This window comes from Nocardia sp. NPDC005746, assembly GCF_040630785.1.
In the GTDB taxonomy this organism is placed as follows: domain Bacteria; phylum Actinomycetota; class Actinomycetes; order Mycobacteriales; family Mycobacteriaceae; genus Nocardia.
In genome coordinates this window covers 1-23,120 of sequence record NZ_JBEXYE010000008.1, presented here as the reverse complement: position 1 = coordinate 23,120, position 23,120 = coordinate 1, and the positions used below count along the sequence as shown (strand labels likewise).

The following is a 23,120-nucleotide window of genomic DNA, read 5'->3' as shown; positions in this document are numbered from 1 at the left end:
CGGTCGTGGTGTTCCGGAAGCGAGGTTTGGGTTGGACCGGCTGGATTTCGGCGGCATCGGCGAAGCTGGCAGCGAAATCGCACCGGGATCGGGCGAACTTTTCCCGCTGTCGCCGGCGCAGCTCGGCATCTGGTATTCCCAGCATCTGGACCCGCAGGTTCCGATCAATATCGCCCAGTTCGTGGAGCTGCGCGGGGAACTCGACATGGCGCTGCTCGAGGCCGCCATGGTGCGCGGCTCGGAGGAGTTCGGTTCCGGCTTCCTGCGCATCGTCGAGCGTGACGGCGAGCCCATGCAGATGGTGGACCACTCGCTGGACCGCACCATCTACCACGTCGATCTGAGCGCCGAGGCCGATCCGGCCACCGCCGCCCACGCCTGGATGCGCGCCGACTACAGCGCGCCCCTGGAGCTCACCCGCGACCGCCTCATCCGCACCTGCATGCTGAAACTGGCCGACGGCCATTTCTACTGGTATGCGCGCATCCACCACATCGTGCTGGACGGTCTCGGCGCGGTGACCTACATGACCCGGGTCGCCGAGGTCTACACCGCGTTCGTCAAGGGCGTCGAACCCCCGCCGCACAAGCTGACCGACCTGCCCACCCTGGTCGAGCAGGAGTTCGCCTACCGCGACTCGAGCCGCTTCCAGTCCGACAAGGAGTACTGGGCCGAGCGGATCGCCGGGGTCGAGGACGGCACCAGCCTGGCCGGACGTTCCGCGCCGCCGGCGGCGATCAACCGGATCGCCACGGCCGCGCTCACCGAGGATCAGACCTCGCTGCTGGATCAGGCCGTGGCCCGCCACGAGTCCTCGCCCGCGGGACTGCTGATCGCCGGTTTCGCCGCCTACCTCGCGCAGTGGACCGGCACCCAGGACGTCGTCCTCAGCCTCCCGGTGACCGCGCGCACCACCGCGATCATGCGCCGCTCCGGTGGCGCGGCCTCGAACATCGTGCCGCTGCGCCTGAAGGTCGGCCACGACTCGACGGTGACCGATCTGCTCGCGCAGGTGACGGTGGCCGTCTCGGGCGCCCTGCGTCACCAGCGCTACCGCGCCGAGGACATCAAGCGCGACAGCACCATGGCGAGCCGTGACTCGGGCGCTGCCGGTGACTTCTCCGGTGGCGAGGTCGGTTCGCAGTTCTTCGGTCCGTGGGTCAACATCATGTTGTTCCACAACGAGGTCGTGCTCGGCGACATCACCGGTGAGTACAGCGTGCTGTCCACCGGTTCCATCGAGGACCTGGGCGTCAACTTCTACCAGTCGGTGAAGGGCACCCGGAACCACATCGACTTCGAGACCAACCCCAACCTGTACTCCGACCACGAGACCCGCAGTCACCACGCGCGTTTCCTGGAGTTCTTCGACCGCTTCCTGACGGCGGAGGCGGAGCAGCCGGTGTGGGGCCTGCCCATCACCACCGCGGCCGAGCGCACCCGCACCCTGGTGGAGTGGAACTCCGCCGCGCACGAGGTGCCGGTCACCACGCTGCCGGCGTTGCTGGACAAGCAGATTCCGCTGACCCCGGACAATGTGGCCGTCGAGTTCGAGGGCGAGCGGCTCACCTACGCCGAGTTCGGTGAGCGGGTCAACCGCCTGGCCCGCTTCCTGATCGAGGACGGCGTCGGCCCGGAATCTCTGGTGGCCCTGGGCATGCGGCGTTCGCTGGAGCTGGTCGTGGGCATGCACGCGGTGCTGCGCGCCGGTGGCGCGTACGTGCCGATCGACCCGGACCACCCGGCCGACCGCACCGCCTACATCCTGGAGTCCGCGGCACCGGTCTGCGTGCTGACCACAGCCCGCGACGAGCTCGAGCTGCCGGAGTCCGTGCGGCGCTTGGAGATCGACACCCTCGACGTGTCGGCGTACTCCGCCGAGCCGGTGACCGACGCGGACCGCCGCGCGCCGCTGCGCCCGGACAACACCGCCTACGTCATCTACACCTCGGGTTCGACCGGCCGCCCCAAGGGCGTCGCGGTCACCCACCACGCCATCGTCAACCAGGAACTGTGGATGCTCGACGAGTATCCGATGACCGAAGACGATGTGTACCTGCAGAAGACGGCCACCACCTTCGACGTGTCGTTGTGGGGCTACTTCATGCCGCTGCTGGTCGGCGCGAAGCTGATCGTGGCGACCCCGGACGGTCACCGCGATCCGCTGTACGTGGCGGAGATGATCGAGCGCCACGGCGTCACGGTCACCGACTTCGTGCCGTCCATGCTGACGGTGTTCGTCGCGCACGCCACCCGTGCCCAGTGCGCCACGCTGAAGTACGTTTTCGTGATCGGTGAGGCGCTGCCGCCGGAGACCGGCGCGGGCTTCCGCGAGATCACCTCGGCCGGCCTGCACAACCTGTACGGCCCGACCGAGGCCGCGGTCTCGGTCACCTACTGGGAGAACACCGCCGCCGACACCGTCACGGTGCCGATCGGTGTGCCCGAGTGGAATGTCGAAGTCTACGTACTGGATTCGCATCTGCGACCGGCCGCCATCGGCGCCGCGGGTGAGCTCTATCTGGCGGGCCGCCAGCTGGCGCGCGGCTACAAGGGTCGCCCGGATCTGACCTCGGACCGCTTCGTCGCGAATCCGTTGTCGCTCACCGGCGAGCGCATGTACCGCACCGGTGACCTGGTGCGCTGGAACGGTTCCGGTGCGCTGGAGTACATCGGCCGCACCGACTTCCAGGTGAAGTTCCGCGGTCAGCGCATCGAGCTCGGCGAGATCGAGACCGACCTGCTGGCCCACCCGTCGGTCAGCCAGGCCGCCGTGCTGGTGATGGACACCGCCACCGGTCAGCAGCTGGTCGCCTATGTGGTGCCGGTCCCGGGCCAGAGCGTCGATCCGGCCGAGCTGACCCGTTTCGCCGCCGAGAAGCTGCCGACCTACATGGTCCCGGCCTCGATCATGGTGCTGGAGGCGTTCCCGCTCAACACATCCGGCAAGCTGGACCGCAAGGGCCTGCCGGAGCCGGTGTTCAGCGCCGGCGCCGCCGGATACCGCGCCCCGCGCACCGCCGCCGAGGAGATCGTGGCGGGCGTGTTCGCCGATGTGCTCGGTCACGACCGGGTCGGCGTGGACGACAACTTCTTCGATCTGGGCGGCAACTCGCTGGTCGCCACCCAGGTGGTGGCCCGCATCTCGGCCGCGTTCAGCACCCGCCTGGGTGTGCGCGCGCTGTTCGAGACCCCGACCGTGGCCGGGCTGGCCGCGCGCGTGGAAGCCGCTGGGCCCGCGGATGTCTCGCGGCCGCCGCTGGTGGCGCGGGAGCGTCCGGAACGGGTGCCGCTGTCGCTGGCGCAGCAGCGCATGTGGTTCCTCAACCAGTTCGACCCGAACGTCCCGACCTACAACCTGCCGTTCGTGGTGCGGTTGCGCGGGCAGGTCGACATCGACGCGCTGCAGCTGGCGCTGACCGACGTGGTGGCGCGCCAGGAGTCGCTGCGCACCGTCTTCCCCGAGTCCGGCGACGGCGGCTTCCAGCAGGTGCTGCCCATGGACGAGGTGGATCTCGGCATCGAGGTGCACGACCTCGCCGCGGCCGAATTGCCCTCCGCGCTGGCGCAGTTCGCGTCCGCGGGCTTCGACGTCTCCACCCAGCTGCCGATCCGGGTACGCGTGTACCGGGTCGCCGCCGGCGCCGAGACCGGCCGCCATGCCGTCGCCGACGACGGCGAACTGGATCTCGCGGTCGCGTTCGTGGTGCACCACATCGCCGCCGACGGTTTCTCCTTCGGTCCGCTCTCGCGCGACATGACCGCGGCCTACCTGGCCCGGGTCGCCGGTCAGGAGCCCGCGTGGGCGCCGCTGCCGGTGCAGTACCAGGACTTCAGCCTCTGGCAGCGGGAGCTGCTCGGCTCGGAATCCGACGCCGACTCCATGGCCGCGCGTCAGAACGATTACTGGCGCACGGCGCTGGCCGGGCTGCCGGATCAGCTGGACCTGCCCGCCGATCGGCCGCGGCCGCCGGTGCAGAGCTTCCACGGCTCCCGCGTCACCTTCGAGATCCCGGCCGAACTGCACGTCCGGCTCGCGGGATTGGCTCGCGCCCAGGGCGTCTCGCTGTTCATGGTCATGCACAGCGCGCTGGCCGTGCTGCTGGCCCGCCTGTCGGGCACCAGCGACATCGCCATCGGCACCCCGGTCGCCGGTCGCGGTGAGCAGGCGCTCGACGACCTGATCGGCATGTTCGTCAACACCCTGGTGCTGCGCTCGGAAGTGGATGGGGCGGAACGCTTCACCGACTTCCTGGCCCGCACCCGGGAGACCGACCTGGCGGCCTTCGCCAATACCGATGTCCCGTTCGAGCGACTGGTCGAGGTGCTCAACCCGACCCGTTCACAGGCCCGGCACCCGCTGTTCCAGGTCATGCTGTCGTTCCAGGAGATGTCGCACGGCTCCATGGAGCTGCCCGGCCTCACCGTCTCCGCGGACGAGCTCGAGGTCGACATCGCCAAGTTCGACCTGCAGTGGACGCTGACCGAGCAGCGCGGTCTGGGCGGCGACCCCGGCGGGCTGTCGGTGATCCTGTCCTACGCCACCGACCTGTTCGACGCGTCGACCGTCGCCGAGTTCGGGCAGCGCTATCTGCGCGTTCTCGAGACCGCCGTCGCCGCCCCGGACACCGTGGTCCGCGATATCGACGTCCTCGACGCCGGTGAGCGCGAGACCGTCCTGCACGCCTGGAACCACACCGCTCGCGAACTGCGTGGCGCGGCAACGGTTCTCGACCTGTTCGAGCAGCAGGTCCGGATCCGGCCGAACGCCACCGCCCTGATCTTCGATCCGGGCGAGCGCAGCGGCAGCATGTTCGGCCCCGCCGAGGAGCTGACCTACGCCGAGTTCTCCGCCCGGGTGAACCGCCTGGCGCGCAAGCTCGTCGACACCGGCGTCGGCCCGGAGTCCCTGGTGGCGGTGGGTATTCGCCGCTCGGTGGACATGCTGGTCGCCATCTACGCCACCCTCACCGCGGGCGGCGGCTACGTGCCGATCGATCCCGACCACCCGGCCGAGCGCACCGACTACGTGCTGCGCACCGCCGAGCCGGTGGTGTTGCTCACCACCGTCGACGACGCCGTGGAATCCGCGGATTGCCCGGTGCTGCAGCTGGATTCGCTCGACCTCGAGGATTACAGCGACGCCCCGGTCACCGACGCGGACCGGCTCGCGCCGCTGCGCCCGGACAATGCCGCCTACGTGCTGTTCACCTCCGGCTCGACCGGCCGCCCCAAGGGCGTGGCCATCCCGCACGCCGCGGTGCTCAACCAGATCGCCTGGATCACCGCCGAATACCGCATCGACGACACCGATGTGATCCTGCAGAAGACGCCGGTCACCTTCGACGTGTCGGTGTGGGAGCTGTTCGGTTCGCTGGCGGTCGGCGCGCAGCAGGTCATCGCCGCGCCGGACGGCCACCGCGACCCGATGTACCTCTCGGAGGTCATCGGACGCCACCGGGTCACCATGACCTCGTTCGTGCCGTCCATGCTGAGCGTGTTCGCCTCCACGGCCTCGGCGTCCGAATGCCTGTCCCTGCGTGCGGTTCTGGTCGCCGGTGAGGCGCTGCCGCCGGCCACGGTGACCGCGTTCCGCCGCTTCTCCACCGCGGCCGTGCACAACCTGTACGGCCCGACCGAGTTCACCGTGCACGCCACCGCCGCCGCCATCGACGCGCCGGTGGTCACCTCGGTGCCGATCGGCCGCCCGGTGTGGAACGCGCAGACCTATGTGCTCGACGAGGGCCTGCGCCCGGTGCCCGCGGGCGTCCCGGGTGAGCTGTACCTCGGCGGCGTGCAGGTGGCGCGCGGCTACTTCGGCCGCCCGGACCTGTCGGCCGAGCGTTTCGTCGCCAACCCCTACGGCGAGCCGGGTTCGCGCCTTTACCGCACCGGCGACCTGGTGCGCTGGAACCATGGGCGCCCCGCAGGCTCCGCGCCCGCGGGCGGAATCGGCTACGGCATTCTCGAATACATCGGCCGCACCGACTTCCAGGTGAAGTTCCGCGGTCAGCGCATCGAGCTCGGCGAGATCGAGACCGCGCTGCTGGACCACCCCAAGGTGCAGCAGGCCGTGGTGCTGGTCATCGACACCGTGGCCGGCGATCAGCTGGTCGCCTACATCGTGGCCGGCGGCCCGGTGGACCTGGACGGGGTCAAGACCTCGTTGCAGCGCACCCTGCCCGCGTACATGGTGCCGGGCTCGATCATGGTGCTCGACGCGTTCCCGCTCAACGCCTCCGGCAAGCTGGATCGCAAGGCGCTGCCGACGCCGCGGTTCGAGGTGCGCGAATTCCGCGCTCCGACAACGCCGATCGAGGAGATCATCGCCCAGATCTTCGGCGAGGTGCTGGGCATCGCCCGCGTCGGCGTCGATGACGACTTCTTCGAGCTGGGCGGCAACTCGCTGATCGCGACCCAGGTGGCGACCCGCCTGGGGACCGCCCTCGACACCCGCGTGCCGGTGCGCATGCTGTTCGAGGCGGCCACCGTGGAGGCCCTCGCGGCCCGCGTGGAATCGCATGTCGGCGACGGCGGCCGCAAGGCCCTGGTGGCGCGCGAACGCCCGAACGAGGTTCCGCTTTCCCTCGCGCAGCAGCGCATGTGGTTCCTCAACCGCTTCGACACCGCCTCGGCGGTCAACAACATCCCGGTCGCCATCCGGCTCTCCGGTGAGCTGGACATCGCGGCCCTGCAGGTCGCGGTCATCGACGTCATCGACCGGCACGAGTCGCTGCGCACCGTCTTCCCGGAGACCGCGCACGGCCCGGTGCAGCGGGTGCTCGACGCCGCGCAGATCGTGCCGGACCTGACCCCGGTGCCGGTCACCGAGTCCAACCTGATCGACCACCTGGTCGAGCTGGCCACCATGGCCTTCGACGTCACCGGCGAAGTGCCTTTGCACGCGGCGCTTTTCGAGATCAGCGACACCGAGTACATCCTCGGCATGGTGGTCCACCACATCAGCGCCGACGGCTGGTCCATGGGCCCGCTGGCCCGCGACGTGATGGTCGCCTACGCGGCCCGCACCTCGTGGGAGGCCCCGGCCTGGGCGGAACTGCCGGTGCAGTACGCCGATTACGCGCTGTGGCAGCGCGAGGTGCTCGGCTCCGAGGACGATCCGGACGCGCTGATCTCCAAGCAGATCCGCTACTGGACCGAGGCCCTGGCCGACCTGCCCGACGAGCTGGTGCTGCCCTCCGACCGGCAGCGTCCGGCCGTGGCCAGCTACCAGGGTGGCACCTACCCGTTCGCCATCTCCGCCGAAACCCAGCAGGCGCTGGTGGATCTGGGCCGCCGGCACAACGCCTCGCTGTTCATGGTCATGCACTCGGCTCTGGCGGTGCTGCTGGCCCGTCTGTCGGGCACCTCCGACATCGCGATCGGCACCCCGGTGCACGGCCGTGGTGAGGCCGCCCTCGACGACCTGATCGGCATGTTCGTCAACACCCTGGTGCTGCGCACCGAGGTGGACGGCTCGGAGACCTTCGCCGACCTGCTGGCCCGCTCCCGCGACACCGACCTGCACGCCTTCGCGCACGCGGACGTGCCGTTCGAGCGTCTGGTCGAGGTCATCAACCCGGCCCGTTCGCAGGCCCGCCACCCGCTGTTCCAGGTCATGCTGACCTTCCAGAACACCCGGCAGGCCAGCCTCGAACTGCCGGGCCTCTCGGTCAACGGCATCGACTACGACGCCCGCCTGGCCAAGTTCGACCTGCAGCTGACCCTGCAGGAGGCGCAGGACGACCACGGCGAGCACGCCGGCATGTCGGCCGAGATCTCCTACGCGCTGGACCTGTTCGACGAGCCCACCATCGAGGCGTTCGCGCGGCGACTGGATCTGATCCTGGAAGCCGTGGTGGCGCACCCGGATCGGCCGCTCGGCGATATCGACCTGCTGGTCGCCGGTGAGCGCGACCAGGTGCTGGACGGCTGGAACGACACCGCGTTCAACCTGGCCTCGGTGCTGCCCGCACTGCCCGAGGGCGAGGCCGCCACGCTGGTCTCGCTGTTCGAGGCCCAGGCTCTGACCAGCCCCGATGCGCCTGCCGTGGAATTCGAGGGGACAGGTCTGTCCTACGCCGAGTTCTCGGCGCGGGTGCACAAGCTGGCCCGCAAGCTCATCGCGCAGGGCGTCACCGCGGAATCGCCGGTGGCCCTGGCGATCCGGCGTTCGCTGGATCTGGTCGTCGCCATGTACGCCGTGCTGGAGGCCGGTGGCGCGTACGTGCCGCTGGACCCGGACCAGCCGATGGAGCGCATCGACTACGTGCTCGACACCGCGCGGCCGGTCGCCATCCTGACCACCGGCCGCGACGATTTCGTGACCGGCCGCAATGTGCCGGTGCTGGAGGTCGACAGCCTGAACCTGGACGCCTACTCCGACGCTCCGATCACGGATGCCGAACGGGGACAGGCGATCCGGCCCGAGCACACGGCCTACGTCATCTTCACCTCCGGTTCGACCGGCCGCCCCAAGGGTGTGGCCGTCGAGCACGGCGCGATCGTGAACCGCCTGCTGTGGATGCAGCACGAGTACCCGATCGACGCGAACGACGCGGTATTGCAGAAGACCCCGGCCACGTTCGACGTGTCGGTGTGGGAGTTCTTCTGGCCGTTGCAGACCGGCGCTCGGCTGGTGGTCGCCAAGCCGGACGGCCACCGCGACCCGGTCTACCTGGCGCAGATCATCGCCGAACAGCGCATCACCACCGCGCATTTCGTGCCGTCGATGCTATCGGTGTTCGTGTCGGCACTGGACGCTCAATCCTCGGAGGTTCGGGGCGCGTCTCGTTCTGGACTGAGTGGAGCGGGGGAGCGAAGCGGAGGAGCGGAGGGAGGGAAGAACGAGACTTCCAGCGCCCCGAACCAGCCCCGGAGCGAAGCGGAGGGGCAAATCGGATACAGCCTGCGGCAGGTGTTCGCCTCCGGTGAGGCGCTGCCCGCGCCGACCGCGCAGAAGCTGCGCGAGCTGACCGGCGCGCGTCTGCACAACCTGTACGGCCCGACCGAGGCGGCCGTCGACGTCACCTACCACGAGGTCGTGGACGCCGACACCGTGTTCGTGCCGATCGGCCGCCCGGTGTGGAACACCGAGACCTACGTGCTCGACGCCCGTCTGCACCCGGTCGCGCCGGGTGTCGCGGGTGAGCTCTACCTCGCGGGCGATCAGCTCGCGCGCGGTTACCTGGGCCGCCCGGACCTGTCCGCGGACCGCTTCGTGGCCAACCCGTTCGTCTCCGGCGACCGCATGTACCGCACCGGCGACCTGGTCTCCTGGACCGCCGCCGGTGAACTGAACTACCTGGGCCGCACCGACTTCCAGGTGAAGCTGCGCGGTCTGCGCATCGAGCTGGGCGAGATCGAGGCGGCGCTGCTGGCGCAGCCGACCATCGCTCAGTCCGTCGTGGTGGTCCGCACCGACGCGCACGCGGGCGACCAGCTCGTGGGTTACGTGGTCCGCGAGCCCGGCGCCGCGGTCGACGTCGACGGCGTGAAGGCCGCGCTGAGCGCCTCGCTGCCCGCCTACATGGTTCCGGCCGCGCTCGTGGTGCTGGACGCCTTCCCGGTCAACGCCTCCGGCAAGCTGGACCGCAAGGCGCTGCCCGCGCCGGTGTTCGAGGCCAAGCGGTTCCGCGCCCCCTCGACCCCGATCGAGGAGATCATCGCGCAGATCTTCGCCGACCTGCTCGGCATCTCCGGAACGGAGAACGGCCCCGAGCGCGTCGGCGTGGACGACGACTTCTTCGAACTGGGCGGCAACTCGCTGGTCGCCACCCAGGTGGTCGCCCGCCTGTCGGCCGCGCTGAACGCCGAGATCGGCGTGCGCGTGCTGTTCGAGGCCCCGACCGTGGCCGCGCTGGCCGCGCGGGTGGAGTCGCACGCGGGAACCGGTGTGCGCCAGGCGCTCACGGTCCGCACCCGCCCCGAGTACCCGCCGCTGTCGCTCGCGCAGCAGCGCATGTGGTTCCTCAACCGGTTCGATCCCGAATCGGCGGCCAACAACATCCCGGCGGCCGTACGGCTCACCGGCGCACTGGATCTCGACGCCATGCGCGGCGCGATCGCCGACGTGATGGCGCGCCACGAGTCGCTGCGCACCCTGTATCCGTCGCACGAGGGCGTCGCCTACCAGAAGGTGCTGCCCACCGGCCGCGCCATTCCGGAGCTGGATGTCCTGGACGTGACCGAGGGCGAGCTGTTCGCCGCGGTCTACGCGTTCGCGGCGCAGGGCTTCGACGTCACCACCGAGACCGCGGTGCGCTTGCGCGCCTACCGCCTCGCGGCCGACGAGCACGTGCTGGTCCTGGTGGCCCACCACATCGCCGCCGACGGCTTCTCCATGACGCCGCTGGTCCGCGACCTGATGACCGCCTACATCGCGCGCAGCCAGGGCGAGACCCCGGGCTGGACCGAACTGCCGGTGCAGTACGCGGATTACGCGCTGTGGCAGCGCGAGACCCTGGGCTCGGAAGAGGACCCGCGCTCGCTCATCACCGAGCAGCTCGACTACTGGCGTGACACCCTGTCCGGCCTGCCGGACGAGCTGCGCCTGTCCACCACCCCGCGCCCGGCCGTGGCCTCCTACGACGCGGGCACCCACCGGTTCCAGGTGCCGGGCGAGCTCATCGCCGGACTGAACCGGGTGGCACAGGCCCATGGCACGACCCTGTTCATGGTGGTGCACAGCGCCTTCGCCGCGCTGCTGGCCCGCCTGAGCGGCACCGACGACATCGCGGTCGGCATCCCGGTCGCGGGCCGTGGCGAGCAGGCGCTCGACGACCTGGTCGGCATGTTCGTCAACACCCTGGTGCTGCGGTCGCCGGTGGACACCGGCGCGAGCTTCACCGACCTGCTGAAGTCCGTGCGCGAGCGCGACCTGCAGGCCTTCGCCCACGCGGACGTGCCGTTCGAGCGCCTGGTCGAGGTGCTCAACCCGGCCCGCTCGCAGGCGCGCCACCCGCTGTTCCAGGTGATGCTGTCGTTCCAGAACCTGGGGCGTGCCTCGCTGGAGCTACCGGGCCTGAGCGTCGCCGAGCTGGCCATCGATCAGCAGTCGGCCAAGTTCGATCTGCAGATGACGCTGAGCGAAGTCGTCGACGGCGACTCTGCCATGGACGCCGAACTCGTCTACGCGACAGATCTTTTCGACGCCGCCTACGCCAACGTGTTCGCGCAGCGCTTCGTCGCCATGCTGACCGCCGTGGCCACGGATCCGGCCCGGCTGGTCGGCGATGTCGAGCTGTTGAGCGAGACCGAGCGCCGTCAGCTGCTGGTCGGCTGGAACGAGACCGCGTTCGAGCTGGACACCGCGCTGCCGGAGATCGAAGAGGGCGCGGCGGCGACGCTGGTGTCGCTGTTCGAGGCGCAGGTCGCGCTGACTCCGGACGCGACGGCTGTCACGTTCGAGGGGACAAGTCTGTCCTACGCCGAGTTCGCGGCCCGGGTGCGCAAGCTGGCGCGCTGGCTCATCGCGGAGGGCGTCGGACCGGAATCCTTTGTGGCGCTGGGCATGCGCCGCTCCATCGACCTGGTCGCGGGCATGTACGCCGTGGCCGTCGCCGGTGGCGCGTACGTGCCGCTGGACCCGGATCACCCGGCCGAGCGCACCCAGTACATCCTCGATACCGCGCAGCCGGTCTGCGTGCTCACCTCCGGTGACGACCAAGCGCTGGGAGGTGGAGCGGAAGGCATCGAGGCCCGCCAGGTTCGGATCGACGAGCTGGACCTGTCGGCGTTCGACGACGGCCCGGTCACCGATGCCGAGCGCCGCTCGCCGCTGCGCCCGGGCAACACCGCCTACGTGATCTTCACGTCCGGCTCCACCGGCCGCCCCAAGGGTGTGGCGGTGAGCCACGCGGCCATCGTCAACCGCCTGGTGTGGATGCACGCCCAGTACGGCCTGGCCGCCTACGACGTGGTGCTGCAGAAGACCCCGGCCACCTTCGACGTGTCGGTGTGGGAGTTCTTCTGGCCCTTGCAGGTCGGCGCGCGCCTGGTGGTCGCCAAGCCGGACGGCCACCGCGACCCGGCCTACCTGGCCGAGATCATCGTCCGCGAGGGCGTGACGGTCACCCACTTCGTGCCGTCCATGCTGGCGGTCTTCGTGGCCGAGCCGGCCGCCGCCGACTGTGTCAGCCTCACCAACGTCTTCGCCTCCGGTGAGGGCCTGCCCGCGCCGACCGCGCAGAAGCTGCGCCGGCTGACCGGCGCGCGCCTGCACAACCTGTACGGCCCCACCGAGGCCGCGGTCGACGTGACCTTCCACGAGGTCGTCGACGCCGACGTCGCCTCGGTGCCGATCGGCGCGCCGGTGTTCAACACCCAGGTGTACGTGCTGGATTCGCGCCTCAACCCGGTTCCGGTGGGTGTCGCGGGTGAGCTCTATCTCGCGGGTGACCAGCTGGCCACCGGCTATGTGGCCCGCCCCGACCTGACCGCGGACCGCTTCGTGGCCAACCCCTTCGGGGACGGTGCGCGCATGTACCGCACCGGTGACCTCGTCACCTGGACCGGCCACGGTGAGCTGGAATACCTGGGCCGCACCGACTTCCAGGTGAAGCTGCGCGGTCTGCGCATCGAGCTCGGCGAGATCGAGTCCGCGCTCACCGCGCTGCCCGCGGTCGCGCAGGCCGTGGTCGTGGTCCGCCACGACGAGCGCACCGGCGATCAGCTGGTCGCCTACCTGATCGCCGCCGACGGTCACCTCGACCTCGACGCCGTGAAGGACGTGCTCTCCGAACAGCTTCCGGCCTACATGGTCCCGGCCGCCTTCATGGTGCTGGACGCCTTCCCGCTCAACGCCTCCGGCAAGCTGGACCGCAAGCAGCTGCCCGCGCCGACCTTCGCCGCCAAGACCTTCCGCGCCCCGGCCACCCCGGTGCAGCAGACGGTCGCCGGCGTCATCGCCGATGTGCTCGGCCTGGACCGGGTCGGCCTGGACGACGACTTCTTCGAGCTCGGCGGCAACTCGCTGATCGCCACCCAGGTGATCGCCCGCCTGTCCGCGGCGCTGGACGCCGACATCCCGCTGCGCGCGCTGTTCGAGGCCTCCACCGTGGCCTCCCTCGCCGCACAGCTGGAATCGCGCGTCGGCACCGGCGCCCGGGCGGCCCTGGTCGCCCAGGAGCGCCCGGAGCTGGTGCCGCTGTCGCTGGCGCAGCAGCGCATGTGGTTCCTGAACCGCTTCGACAACCGCACCGCGGTCAACAACATCCCGGTGGCGCTGAAGCTCACCGGCGCCATCGACGCGGCTGCCTTCACCGCCGCGCTGGGCGACGTGCTGGCCCGGCACGAGTCGCTGCGCACCGTCTACCCCGAGATCGAGGGCGACGGCTACCAGCGCATCCTGCCGCTGTCCGAGATCGACTTCGAGGTGCGGACCGAGTCCGTCACCGCGGCCGACCTGACCGCGCGCATCACCCAGCTGGCGAGCGTCTTCTTCGACGTCACCCGCGAACTGCCGTTCCGCGCCACGGTGCTGAGCCTCAGCGAGACCGAGCACGTGGTCGTGCTGGTGCTGCACCACATCAGCGCCGACGGCGCGTCGCTGCGGCCGCTGCTGCGCGATGTGGTCGCCGCCTACCTGTCCCGCGCGGCCGGCGAGGCCCCGGCCTGGTCGCCGCTGCCGGTGCAGTACGCCGACTACACGCTGTGGCAGCGCGAGATCCTCGGCGCGGAGACCGATCCCGAGTCGATCGCCGCCCAGCAGATCGGCTACTGGACCACCCAGCTGGCCGACCTGCCCGAGCAGCTGGAGCTGCCCGCCGACCGGCCGCGGCCCGAGGTCGCCACCAATGCCGGTGGCGTGCACGACTTCTCCATCGACGCCGACCTGCACCGCGCCCTCACCGGCGTGGCCCGCGAACACGACGTCACCCTGTTCATGCTGGTCCACGCGGCGCTCGCGGCCTGGTCCGCGCGCCTGTCGCGGTCCACCGACATCGCCATCGGCACCCCGATCGCGGGCCGCGGTGAACGCGCCCTCGACGACGTGGTCGGCATGTTCGTCAACACCCTGGTGCTGCGCAGCGAGGTGCGGCCGGACGCGGCCTTCCGCGATCTGCTCGCGCAGGTGCGCCGCACCGACCTGGCCGCCTTCGCGCACGCCGACGTGCCGTTCGAGCGGCTGGTGGACGTGCTCAGCCCGGTCCGCTCGCAGGCGCACCACCCGCTGTTCCAGGTGGCGCTGACCTTCGAGGCCGCGAGCGCCAAGGACGCGGCCGCCGTCGAGCTGCCCGACCTGGCCCTCGACGTCGTCGAATTCGATCCGGGCACCGCCAAGTTCGACGTGCAGCTCACGGTGAGCGAGCGCGCCGACGGGTCGCTGGGTCTGTCCTGGAACTACGCCACCGATCTGTTCGACGCCGAGACCGTCATCTCCTTCGCCGAGCGCCTGGTTCGCATCCTGCGCGCCGTCGCCGAGGACCCGTCGGCGCTGATCGGTGACATCGACCTGCTGGGCGAGGGCGAACGCCACGACGTGGCCGAGTACTGGGTCTCCGCGGGCGACGACATCGTGGAGCTGGCCGAGACCGCGCGCGCCGCGGTCGCCGAGGCCGAACTCGCCGTCGCCGAGGGCATCTCGGGCATCGCGCCCGAGGCCGCCGCGCTGGCCGCGCTGGGCGGGGCCGCCGAGCGCCTGCCCAACCCCCTCGAAGCGCTGGCGAGCCCGTTCGCCGCGTCCGAGGCCACCATCTCGGGCCTGTTCGACCTGGCCGTGGCCGCCCACCCGGAGCGGGTCGCGGTGCGGTTCGGCGACGAGGAGCTCACCTACTTCGAGCTGGATCGCCGCGCGAACGTGCTGGCGCGCAGGCTGATCGGGGAGGGCGCCGGTCCGGAGTCGCTGGTCGCGGTGCTGCTGCCGCGTTCCGCGGACCTGGTCGTGGCGCTGCTGGCCGTGATCAAGACCGGTGCGGGTTACGTGCCGATCGATCCGTCCTACCCGGCCGACCGCATCGCCTTCGTGCTCTCGGACGCGAAGCCCACCAGCGTGATCACCGACTCGACCGTGCAGGTCGAACTCCCGGCCGAGCTGAACACCGTTCTCCTGGACGGCTTCTCGCTGGAGGCCGGGAACATCGTGGACGCGGCCGACGGCCCCGTCACCGATGCCGACCGCCGTTCGGCGCTGCACCCGGACCACGTCGCCTACGTCATCTACACCTCCGGTTCGACCGGCCGCCCCAAGGGCGTCGCGGTCGCGCACCGCAATGTGGTGCGCCTGATGGCGAACACCGATCGCGAGTTCGGCTTCGGACCCGACGACGTGTGGACGCTGTTCCACTCCTACGCCTTCGACTTCTCGGTGTGGGAGCTGTGGGGCCCGCTGCTCTACGGCGGCAAGCTCGTCGTGGTCGACTACTACGTGTCGCGCTCCCCGGAGCAGTTCCTGGAACTGCTGCGCCGCGAGCAGGTCACCGTCCTCAACCAGACGCCGTCGGCGTTCTACCAGCTGGCCGAGGCCGACCGCATCGCGGCCACCGCCGGCGACCAGCAGGACCTGGCCCTGCGCTACGTCGTCTTCGGCGGTGAGGCCCTCGAGCTGCGTCGCCTCTCGGATTGGGTTGCCCGCCACGGGGATTCCACCCCGTACCTGGTGAACATGTACGGCATCACCGAGACCACGGTCCACGTGTCGGTGCGGGTGCTCGACGCCGACACCATCGCCGCCGCCACCGGTTCGGTGGTCGGCCGGGCCATCGCCGGTCTGCGCGTGTACGTCCTCGACGATCGCCTGCACCCGGTGCCGGTCGGCGTCGCGGGTGAGATGTACGTCGCCGGCGCCCAATTGGCGCGCGGCTACCTGGGCCGCCCGGACCTGTCCGCGGCCCGTTTCGTGGCCAGCCCCTTCGGCGCGCCGGGCACCCGCCTGTACCGCTCCGGTGACGTGGCCCGCTGGAACCGCTTCGGCGAGCTCGAATACCTGGGCCGCGCCGACGATCAGGTCAAGGTCCGCGGTTTCCGCATCGAGCTCGGTGAGATCGAGTCCGCGGTGCTGGCGCAGGCCGGGGTCGCGCAGACCGCGGTCATCGTGCGCGAGGACCAGCCGGGCGATCAGCGCATCGTCGCCTACGTGGTGCCGCAGGACGGTGTCGCGCCCGCCGTGGACGCCGTCCGCGACGGCGCGGCCGAACTGCTGCCGTCCTACATGGTCCCGTCCGCGATCGTGGTGCTGGACCGGATCCCGCTGACCGTCAACGGCAAGCTGGACCGTCGCGCCCTGCCGGCCCCCGCCGCGCAGGCCCGCGCCTTCCGCGCGCCGGAGACCCCGACCCAGGAGACGGTCGCCGCCGTCTTCGCCGAGGTCCTCGGCCTGGAGCGGGTCGGCCTGGACGACGACTTCTTCGATCTGGGCGGCAACTCGCTGATCGCCACCCGTGTCGTGTCGCGCATCGGCGCGGCCCTCGACACGACGGTCGCGGTGCGCACCCTGTTCGAGGCGACCACGGTCGAGGCCCTCGCGGCCCGCATCGAATCGCATGCCGACGGCGCCTCGCGCGCCAAGCTGACCGCCCGCACCCGGATTCCCGGCGAGCCGGTGCCGCTGTCGTTCGCGCAGCAGCGCATGTGGTTCCTGAACCAGTACGACACCTCGTCGGCGGCCTACAACCTGCCGCTGGCAATCCGCCTCACCGGTGAACTCGACACCGCCGCACTGGAACTCGCGGTCGCCGACGTGGTTCGCCGCCACGAGTCGCTGCGCACCAAGTACCCCGAGCACGGCGGCACCCCGACGCAGGTGGTCGTCCCGGCCGAGGAGATCGCCCTCGATCTGCGGCCGGTCACGGTCGCGCCCGCAGATCTGACCGCCACCGTGACCGCGTTCGCCACGCTGGGCTTCAATGTGGCCGAGCAGGTTCCGCTGCGCGCCCGCCTGTTCCGTGCGGGCGGCGAGGACGCCACCGAGCACGTGCTCGTGGTGGTCGTGCACCACATCGCCGGTGACGGCTTCTCCATGTCCCCGCTGGCCCGCGACGTCATGGTCGCCTACACCGCGCGCACCCAGGGCGCGGTGCCCGGCTGGGCCCCGCTGGCCGTGCAGTACGCCGACTTCGCGCTGTGGCAGCGCGAAGTGCTGGGCTCGGAAGAGGATTCGTCCTCGATCATGGCCCGCCAGGTCGCCTACTGGCAGCGCGTGCTCGGCGGCGTGCCCGACGAGCTGGCCCTGCCCACCGACCGCCCGCGGCCGGCCATCGCCTCGCACCGCGGCGCGACCCTGCAGCGGACGCTGTCGCCCGAGCTGATCGCGGCGCTGGAAGACGTTGCCCGCCAGCGTGGTTCGTCGCTGTTCATGGTGATGCACACCGCCCTCGCGGTGCTGCTGGCCCGCCTGTCCGGCGGCGACGACATCGCGGTCGGCACCCCGGTCGCCGGTCGCGGTGAGGCCGCGCTCGACGACCTGGTCGGCATGTTCGTCAACACCCTGGTGCTGCGCACCGGCATCGAGCCCGGCGAGTCGTTCACCGACCTGCTGGACCGCGTGCGCCACACCGACCTCGACGCCTTCGGCAATGCCGACGTGCCGTTCGAGCGGCTGGTGGAACTGCTGGCGCCCGAGCGCTCGCAGGCCCGCAACCCGCTGTTCCAGGTCATGCTGGCCTTCCAGAACCTGGACCGCGCCGGCATCGAACTGCCGGGCCTCACGGTCTCCACGCTGGATCTCGACGAGAACATCTCCCGCTTCGACCTGCAGTTCACGCTGTCGGAGCAGGACTCCGGCATGGCCCTGGCCCTGACCTACGCCACCGATCTGTTCGACGCGGCCACCGCGGCCGGGTTCGCGCAGCGCTGGGTGCGGGTGCTCGAGGCCGTCGCCGCGAACCCGGAGATCGGTGTCGGCGCGATCGACATCCTGGACTCCGGCGAGCGCGCCGATCTGGTGGCCCGGTTCGGCCTGCCCGCCGTCCCGGCGCGCACCCTGCCCGAGCTGATCGCCGACGCCGTCGCCATCGACCCCGCCGCGCCCGCGGTGGTGTTCGAGGGCCGGAGTCTGTCCTACGGCGAGCTGGATGCCCGCTCGAACCGCCTGGCGCGCTTGCTCATCGAGCGCGGCATCGGCGCCGAGGACCTGGTCGCCGTCGCCGTCCCGCGATCGGACGACTCCTACTTCGCCGAATGGGCGGTGTCCAAGACCGGTGCGGCGTTCGTGCCGGTGGACCCCAACTACCCGGCCGACCGCATCGCCCACATGGTCACCGACTCCGGTTCGCCGGTCGGCCTCACCGTGGCGTCGGTGCGCGCGGACATGCCGGACTCGGTCGAGTGGCTGGTGCTGGACGATCTGGATCTGAACGCGTTCGCGGACACCGCGATCGACGCCGCCGAGCGGGTGCGTCCGCTGCGCCCGGAGCACCCGGCCTACGTCATCTACACCTCCGGTTCCACCGGTGTGCCCAAGGGCGTCGTGGTCACCCACGCCGGTCTGGCCAACTTCACCGTCGAGCAGGCCGAGCGCTACGCGCTCGACTCCTCCTCGCGCGCACTGCATTTCGCGTCGCCCTCGTTCGACGCGTCGATGCTGGAATTCCTGCTCGCCATCGGCAAGGGCGGCACCCTGGTGGTCGTCCCGCCGGGCACCTACGGCGGCGAGGAGCTCGCCGAGCTGATCCGCCGCGAGCGGGCCACCCACGCGTTCATCACCCCGGCCGCGCTGTCCACCTTCGGACCGGCGGGCCTGGACTCGCTGCGCGTGCTGGTCGCCGGTGGTGAAGCGGTGCCCGCCGATCTGGTCGAGAAGTGGGCGGTTCCGTTGGCGGACGGCACGATGCGTGCCTTCCACAATGGTTACGGCCCGACCGAGACCACCATCATGACCAACATCAGCGACGCGCTGGTGCCGGGTGACCTGGTCACCATCGGCGGTCCCATCCGGGGCATGCAGTCGCTGATCCTCGACAACCGCCTGCGCCCGGTGCCGGTGGGTGTCGCGGGTGAGCTGTACCTGTCGGGCATCCAGCTGGCGCGCGGCTACCACGCGCGGCCGGGCCTGACCGCTGACCGTTTCGTCGCCAACCCGTACGTGGACGGCGAGCGCATGTACCGCACCGGTGACGTGGTGCGCTGGACCCCGGACGGCCTGGTCGAATACGTGGGCCGCTCCGACTTCCAGGTCAAGGTGCGCGGTTTCCGTATCGAGCTCGGTGAGATCGACGCGGCGCTGGCCTCGCACGAGACGGTCGACTTCGCGGTCACCGTGGGCCACAAGAACGCCGCGGGCGCGACCTCGCTGGTGTCGTACGTGGTTGCCACGCCGGGTCATTCGATCGATGTGGCGACCGTGACGGCGCACGTCGAGCAGCGTCTGCCCGCGTACATGGTGCCGTCCTCGGTCATGATCATCGACCGGGTGCCGCTGACCCCGGTCGGCAAGCTGGACCGCCGGGCGCTGCCCGAGCCGGTCTTCGCCACCGAGGTGGTCTTCCGGGCCGCGCGCAATGCCCTCGAGCAGACCATCGCCGAGGTGTTCGCCGAGGTGCTGGGTCTGGAGCGGGTCGGCATCGACGACTCGTTCTTCGCGCTCGGCGGTGACTCCATCGTCTCCATCCAGCTGGTGTCGCGGGCCAAGGCGCGCGGCGTGGTGTTCTCGCCGCGCGACGTGTTCGAGCAGCGCACCGTGTCCGGTCTGGCCGCCATCGCCGAAACCTCGGACGGCCAGGGCGATTCGGCCCCGCAGCTGACCGAGCTCCCGGGCGGTGGCGTGGGTGTCATGCCGCTGACCCCGGTGGTGCGGTTCATGGCGGGACGGCCGGGCGAGTTCGGCCGCTTCAACCAGACCATGGCGCTGGAGCTGCCGATCGGCATCGACCGCGCCGGCATCGCCGCCACTGTCGGCGCGGTCATCGACCGCCACGACATGCTGCGGGCGCGCCTGCGCCGGGTGCCGGACGCGGACTGGATCGTCGAGACCGCCGCGCCCGGAACCATCGACGCGGATTCGCTGATCGACCGCACCGGGTTCGACGCCGCCGTCACCGACGAGCGGCTGTTCGAGATCGCCGCGGCCGCACTGGATGCCACGCTCGACAAGCTGGATCCGGCCGCGGGCCAGGTCATCCGGTTCGTGTGGCTGGAGCCCTCGGACAACAGCCGCGCCGGACGCCTGATCGTCGCCGGTCACCACCTGGTGGTCGACGGCGTCACCTGGCGAATCCTGGTGCCGGACTTCGTCGCCGCCTGGGGCCAGCTGTCCGCCGGGCAGACCCCCGAGCTGGTCGCCCCCGCCACCAGCATGCGCACCTGGGCGCACGCCCTCGAGCGGGAGGCCGCCACCGAGGAGCGTGTCGCCGAGCTCGCGTTCTGGCGCGATGTCGTCGAGAGCCCGGACCCGCTGCTCACCGAGCGCGCCATGGACCCGGCCGTCGACGTCACCGCGACCATCGTCAAGCACCGCGTCGAGCTGTCGGCCGAGGCCACCCGCTCGCTGCTGACCACCGTGCCCGCCCTGTTCCACGGCGGCGTGAACGACGGTCTGCTGACCGCGCTCGCCTTGGCGGTGGCCAAGTTCCGCGCCGGCAAGGGCCTGGGGGAGAAGTCCGCCCTCGTCCGCCTGGAAGGCCACGGTCGCGAGGAAGAGGTCGTGCCCGGTGCCGACCTGTCCCGCACGGTCGGCTGGTTCACCGCCATCTTCCCGGTGCGCTTCGACCTGTCCGGGATCGATGTGGACGCCGCCCTCACCGGCGGCGCGGCCATGGGCCGGGCCATCAAGACGGTCAAGGAGCAGCTGCTCGCGGTGCCCGACAAGGGCATCGGTTACGGCCTGCTGCGGTACATGAACTCCGACACCGCCGCCCAGCTGCCCAAGCAGCTGCCGGGCCAGGTCAGCTTCAACTACCTGGGCCGGGTCAACGAGGGCGACGTGCCCGAGGCGCTGCGCGGCTTCGGCTGGATCCCGGCGGCCGACCTGGCCGACCTGGCGGGCTCCTACGACGCCGACATGCCCGCCATGGCCCCGATCGACATCAACGCCATCGTCGCGGGCGACCAGCTGACCGCGCAGATCGGCTACCCGAGCACGCTGATCTCCGCCGCGGAGATCGCCGAGTTCGCCGCCCTGTGGGTGTCGGCTCTGGAAGCCGTTGCCGCGCACGCCGATTCGGCCAAGGGCGGGCACACCCCGTCGGACTTCGGCCTGGTCCGCGTCACCCAGCGCGACATCGACGGCTGGGAGAAGCGCTACGGCTCCCTGCACCAGGTGTGGCCGCTGTCCGCGCTGCAGGCCGGTCTGCTCTTCCACGCCCAGCTGGCCGCTACCTCGGTGGACGTGTACACCGCGCAGGCGGTGCTCACCCTCGAGGGCCGCGTCGATGCCGCCCGGCTGCGGTCGGCCGCGCAGGCGCTCATCGAGCGTCACGAGATCCTGCGCACCGCCTACGTGAACGACGCGTCCGGCGTGCCGGTGCAGGTCGTCATCGACGGCGTGCGGGTGGCGTGGACCAACCACGACCTCACCGATATCGCCGACGCCGACGCCCGCGCGGCCCGCGCGGCGGAGATCATCGCCGAGGACCGCGTCCAGCGCTTCGACCTGACCGCGCCGCCGCTCATCCGCTACACGCTGGTGCGCACCGACGCCCACAGCTACCAGCTGGCCGTGGCCAACCACCACATCCTGCTCGACGGCTGGTCCATGCCGCTGCTCATGCAGGACCTGCTGGTGCTCTACGCCACGCACTCCGACACCGCGGTGCTGCCGCCGGTGCGGTCCTACCGCTACTTCCTGGAATGGGTTGCGCAGCAGGATCGTTCGGCGTCGCTGGCGGCCTGGCAGAAGTCGCTGCTCGGCGTCTCCGAGCCGACCCTGCTCACCCGCCCCGACACCGGCCGCGAGATCACCGCGCTGTCCGGCGAGTACTTCTTCGACCTGGACGAAGCCGCGACCGCGCGCCTGACCGGGCTGGCCGCCGAACTCGGCGTCACCCCGAACACCGTGCTCCAGGTCGCCTGGGGCGTCCTGCTCGGCCGCCTCACCGGCCGCGAGGACGTGCTGTTCGGCACCACCGTGTCCGGTCGCCCGGCGCAACTCTCGGGCGTCGAGTCCATGGTGGGTCTGTTCATCAACACGGTGCCGGTGCGGGTCGCCTTCGACCCGGCCGAGGCGGCGAGCACGCTGCTCACCCGCACCCAGGGCGAGCAGGCCGACCTGCTCGACCACCACTACATGGGCCTGGCCGACATCCAGTCGGCCGCGGGCATCGGCGGACTCTTCGACACCCTGGTCGTGTTCGAGTCCTACCCCGTCGACGCCGAGGGCATCCGGTCCCAGGCCGCCGACATCGACGGCATGGCCGTCACCGGCCTGGACGCCGCGGACGCCACCCACTACCCGCTCACCCTCATCGCCCAGCTCGACACCCGGCTGCGCATCCGCGCGGGCTACCTGCGCGACCTGTTCGACGAGGCCACCGTCGAGCGCATCGCGGACCGCCTGATCCGGGTCCTCACCGCGATCACCACCGATCCCGCTGCCGCCGTGGGCGATATCGAGCTGGTCGACGCCGCCGAGCGCACCCAGGTCGTCGAGACCTGGAACGAGACCGCCTTCGACGTCGAGGCCGTGCTCACCGATCGCTCCGCCTCCCCGCGCTTGGCGGCCGAGAACGCCACCCTGGTCGCCATGTTCGAGGCGCAGGCCGAGCGGACTCCCGAGGCGACCGCCGTCGCGTTCGAGGGGACGAGTCTGTCCTACGCCGAGTTCTCCGAGCGCGTGCACCGCCTGGCCCGCTGGCTGGTCGAGCGTGGCGTGGGCGCGGAATCGTTCGTGGCGCTGGGTATGCGCCGCTCGCTGGATCTGGTCGTCGGTATGTACGCGGTCGCCGTCACCGGCGCCGCCTACGTGCCGCTGGACCCGGACCACCCGGCCGAGCGCACCGAGTACATCCTCGAGACCGCCGACCCGGTGACCGTCCTGACCTCCGGCGAGGATCTGCCGGTCGACACCGCGCAGGTGCGCATCGACAAGCTGGACCTGTCCAGCTACTCGGCCGCGCCGCTCACCGACGCCGATCGCCGTGCGCCGCTGCGGGATTCGAACACCGCGTACGTGATCTTCACGTCGGGTTCGACGGGTCGCCCGAAGGGTGTGGCGGTGCCGCATTCGGCGATCGTGAACCGTCTGGTGT

General features: G+C 70.8%; 1 protein-coding gene. It reads left to right on the top strand.

Annotation, left to right across the window (positions count from 1 at the left end; translation table 11 throughout):
* Positions 1-31: 31 nt before the first annotated feature.
* The coding region (locus ABZ412_RS16830; RefSeq protein ID WP_357281663.1) for a non-ribosomal peptide synthase/polyketide synthase at positions 32-23,120 on the top strand (23,089 nt) is incomplete at its 3' end.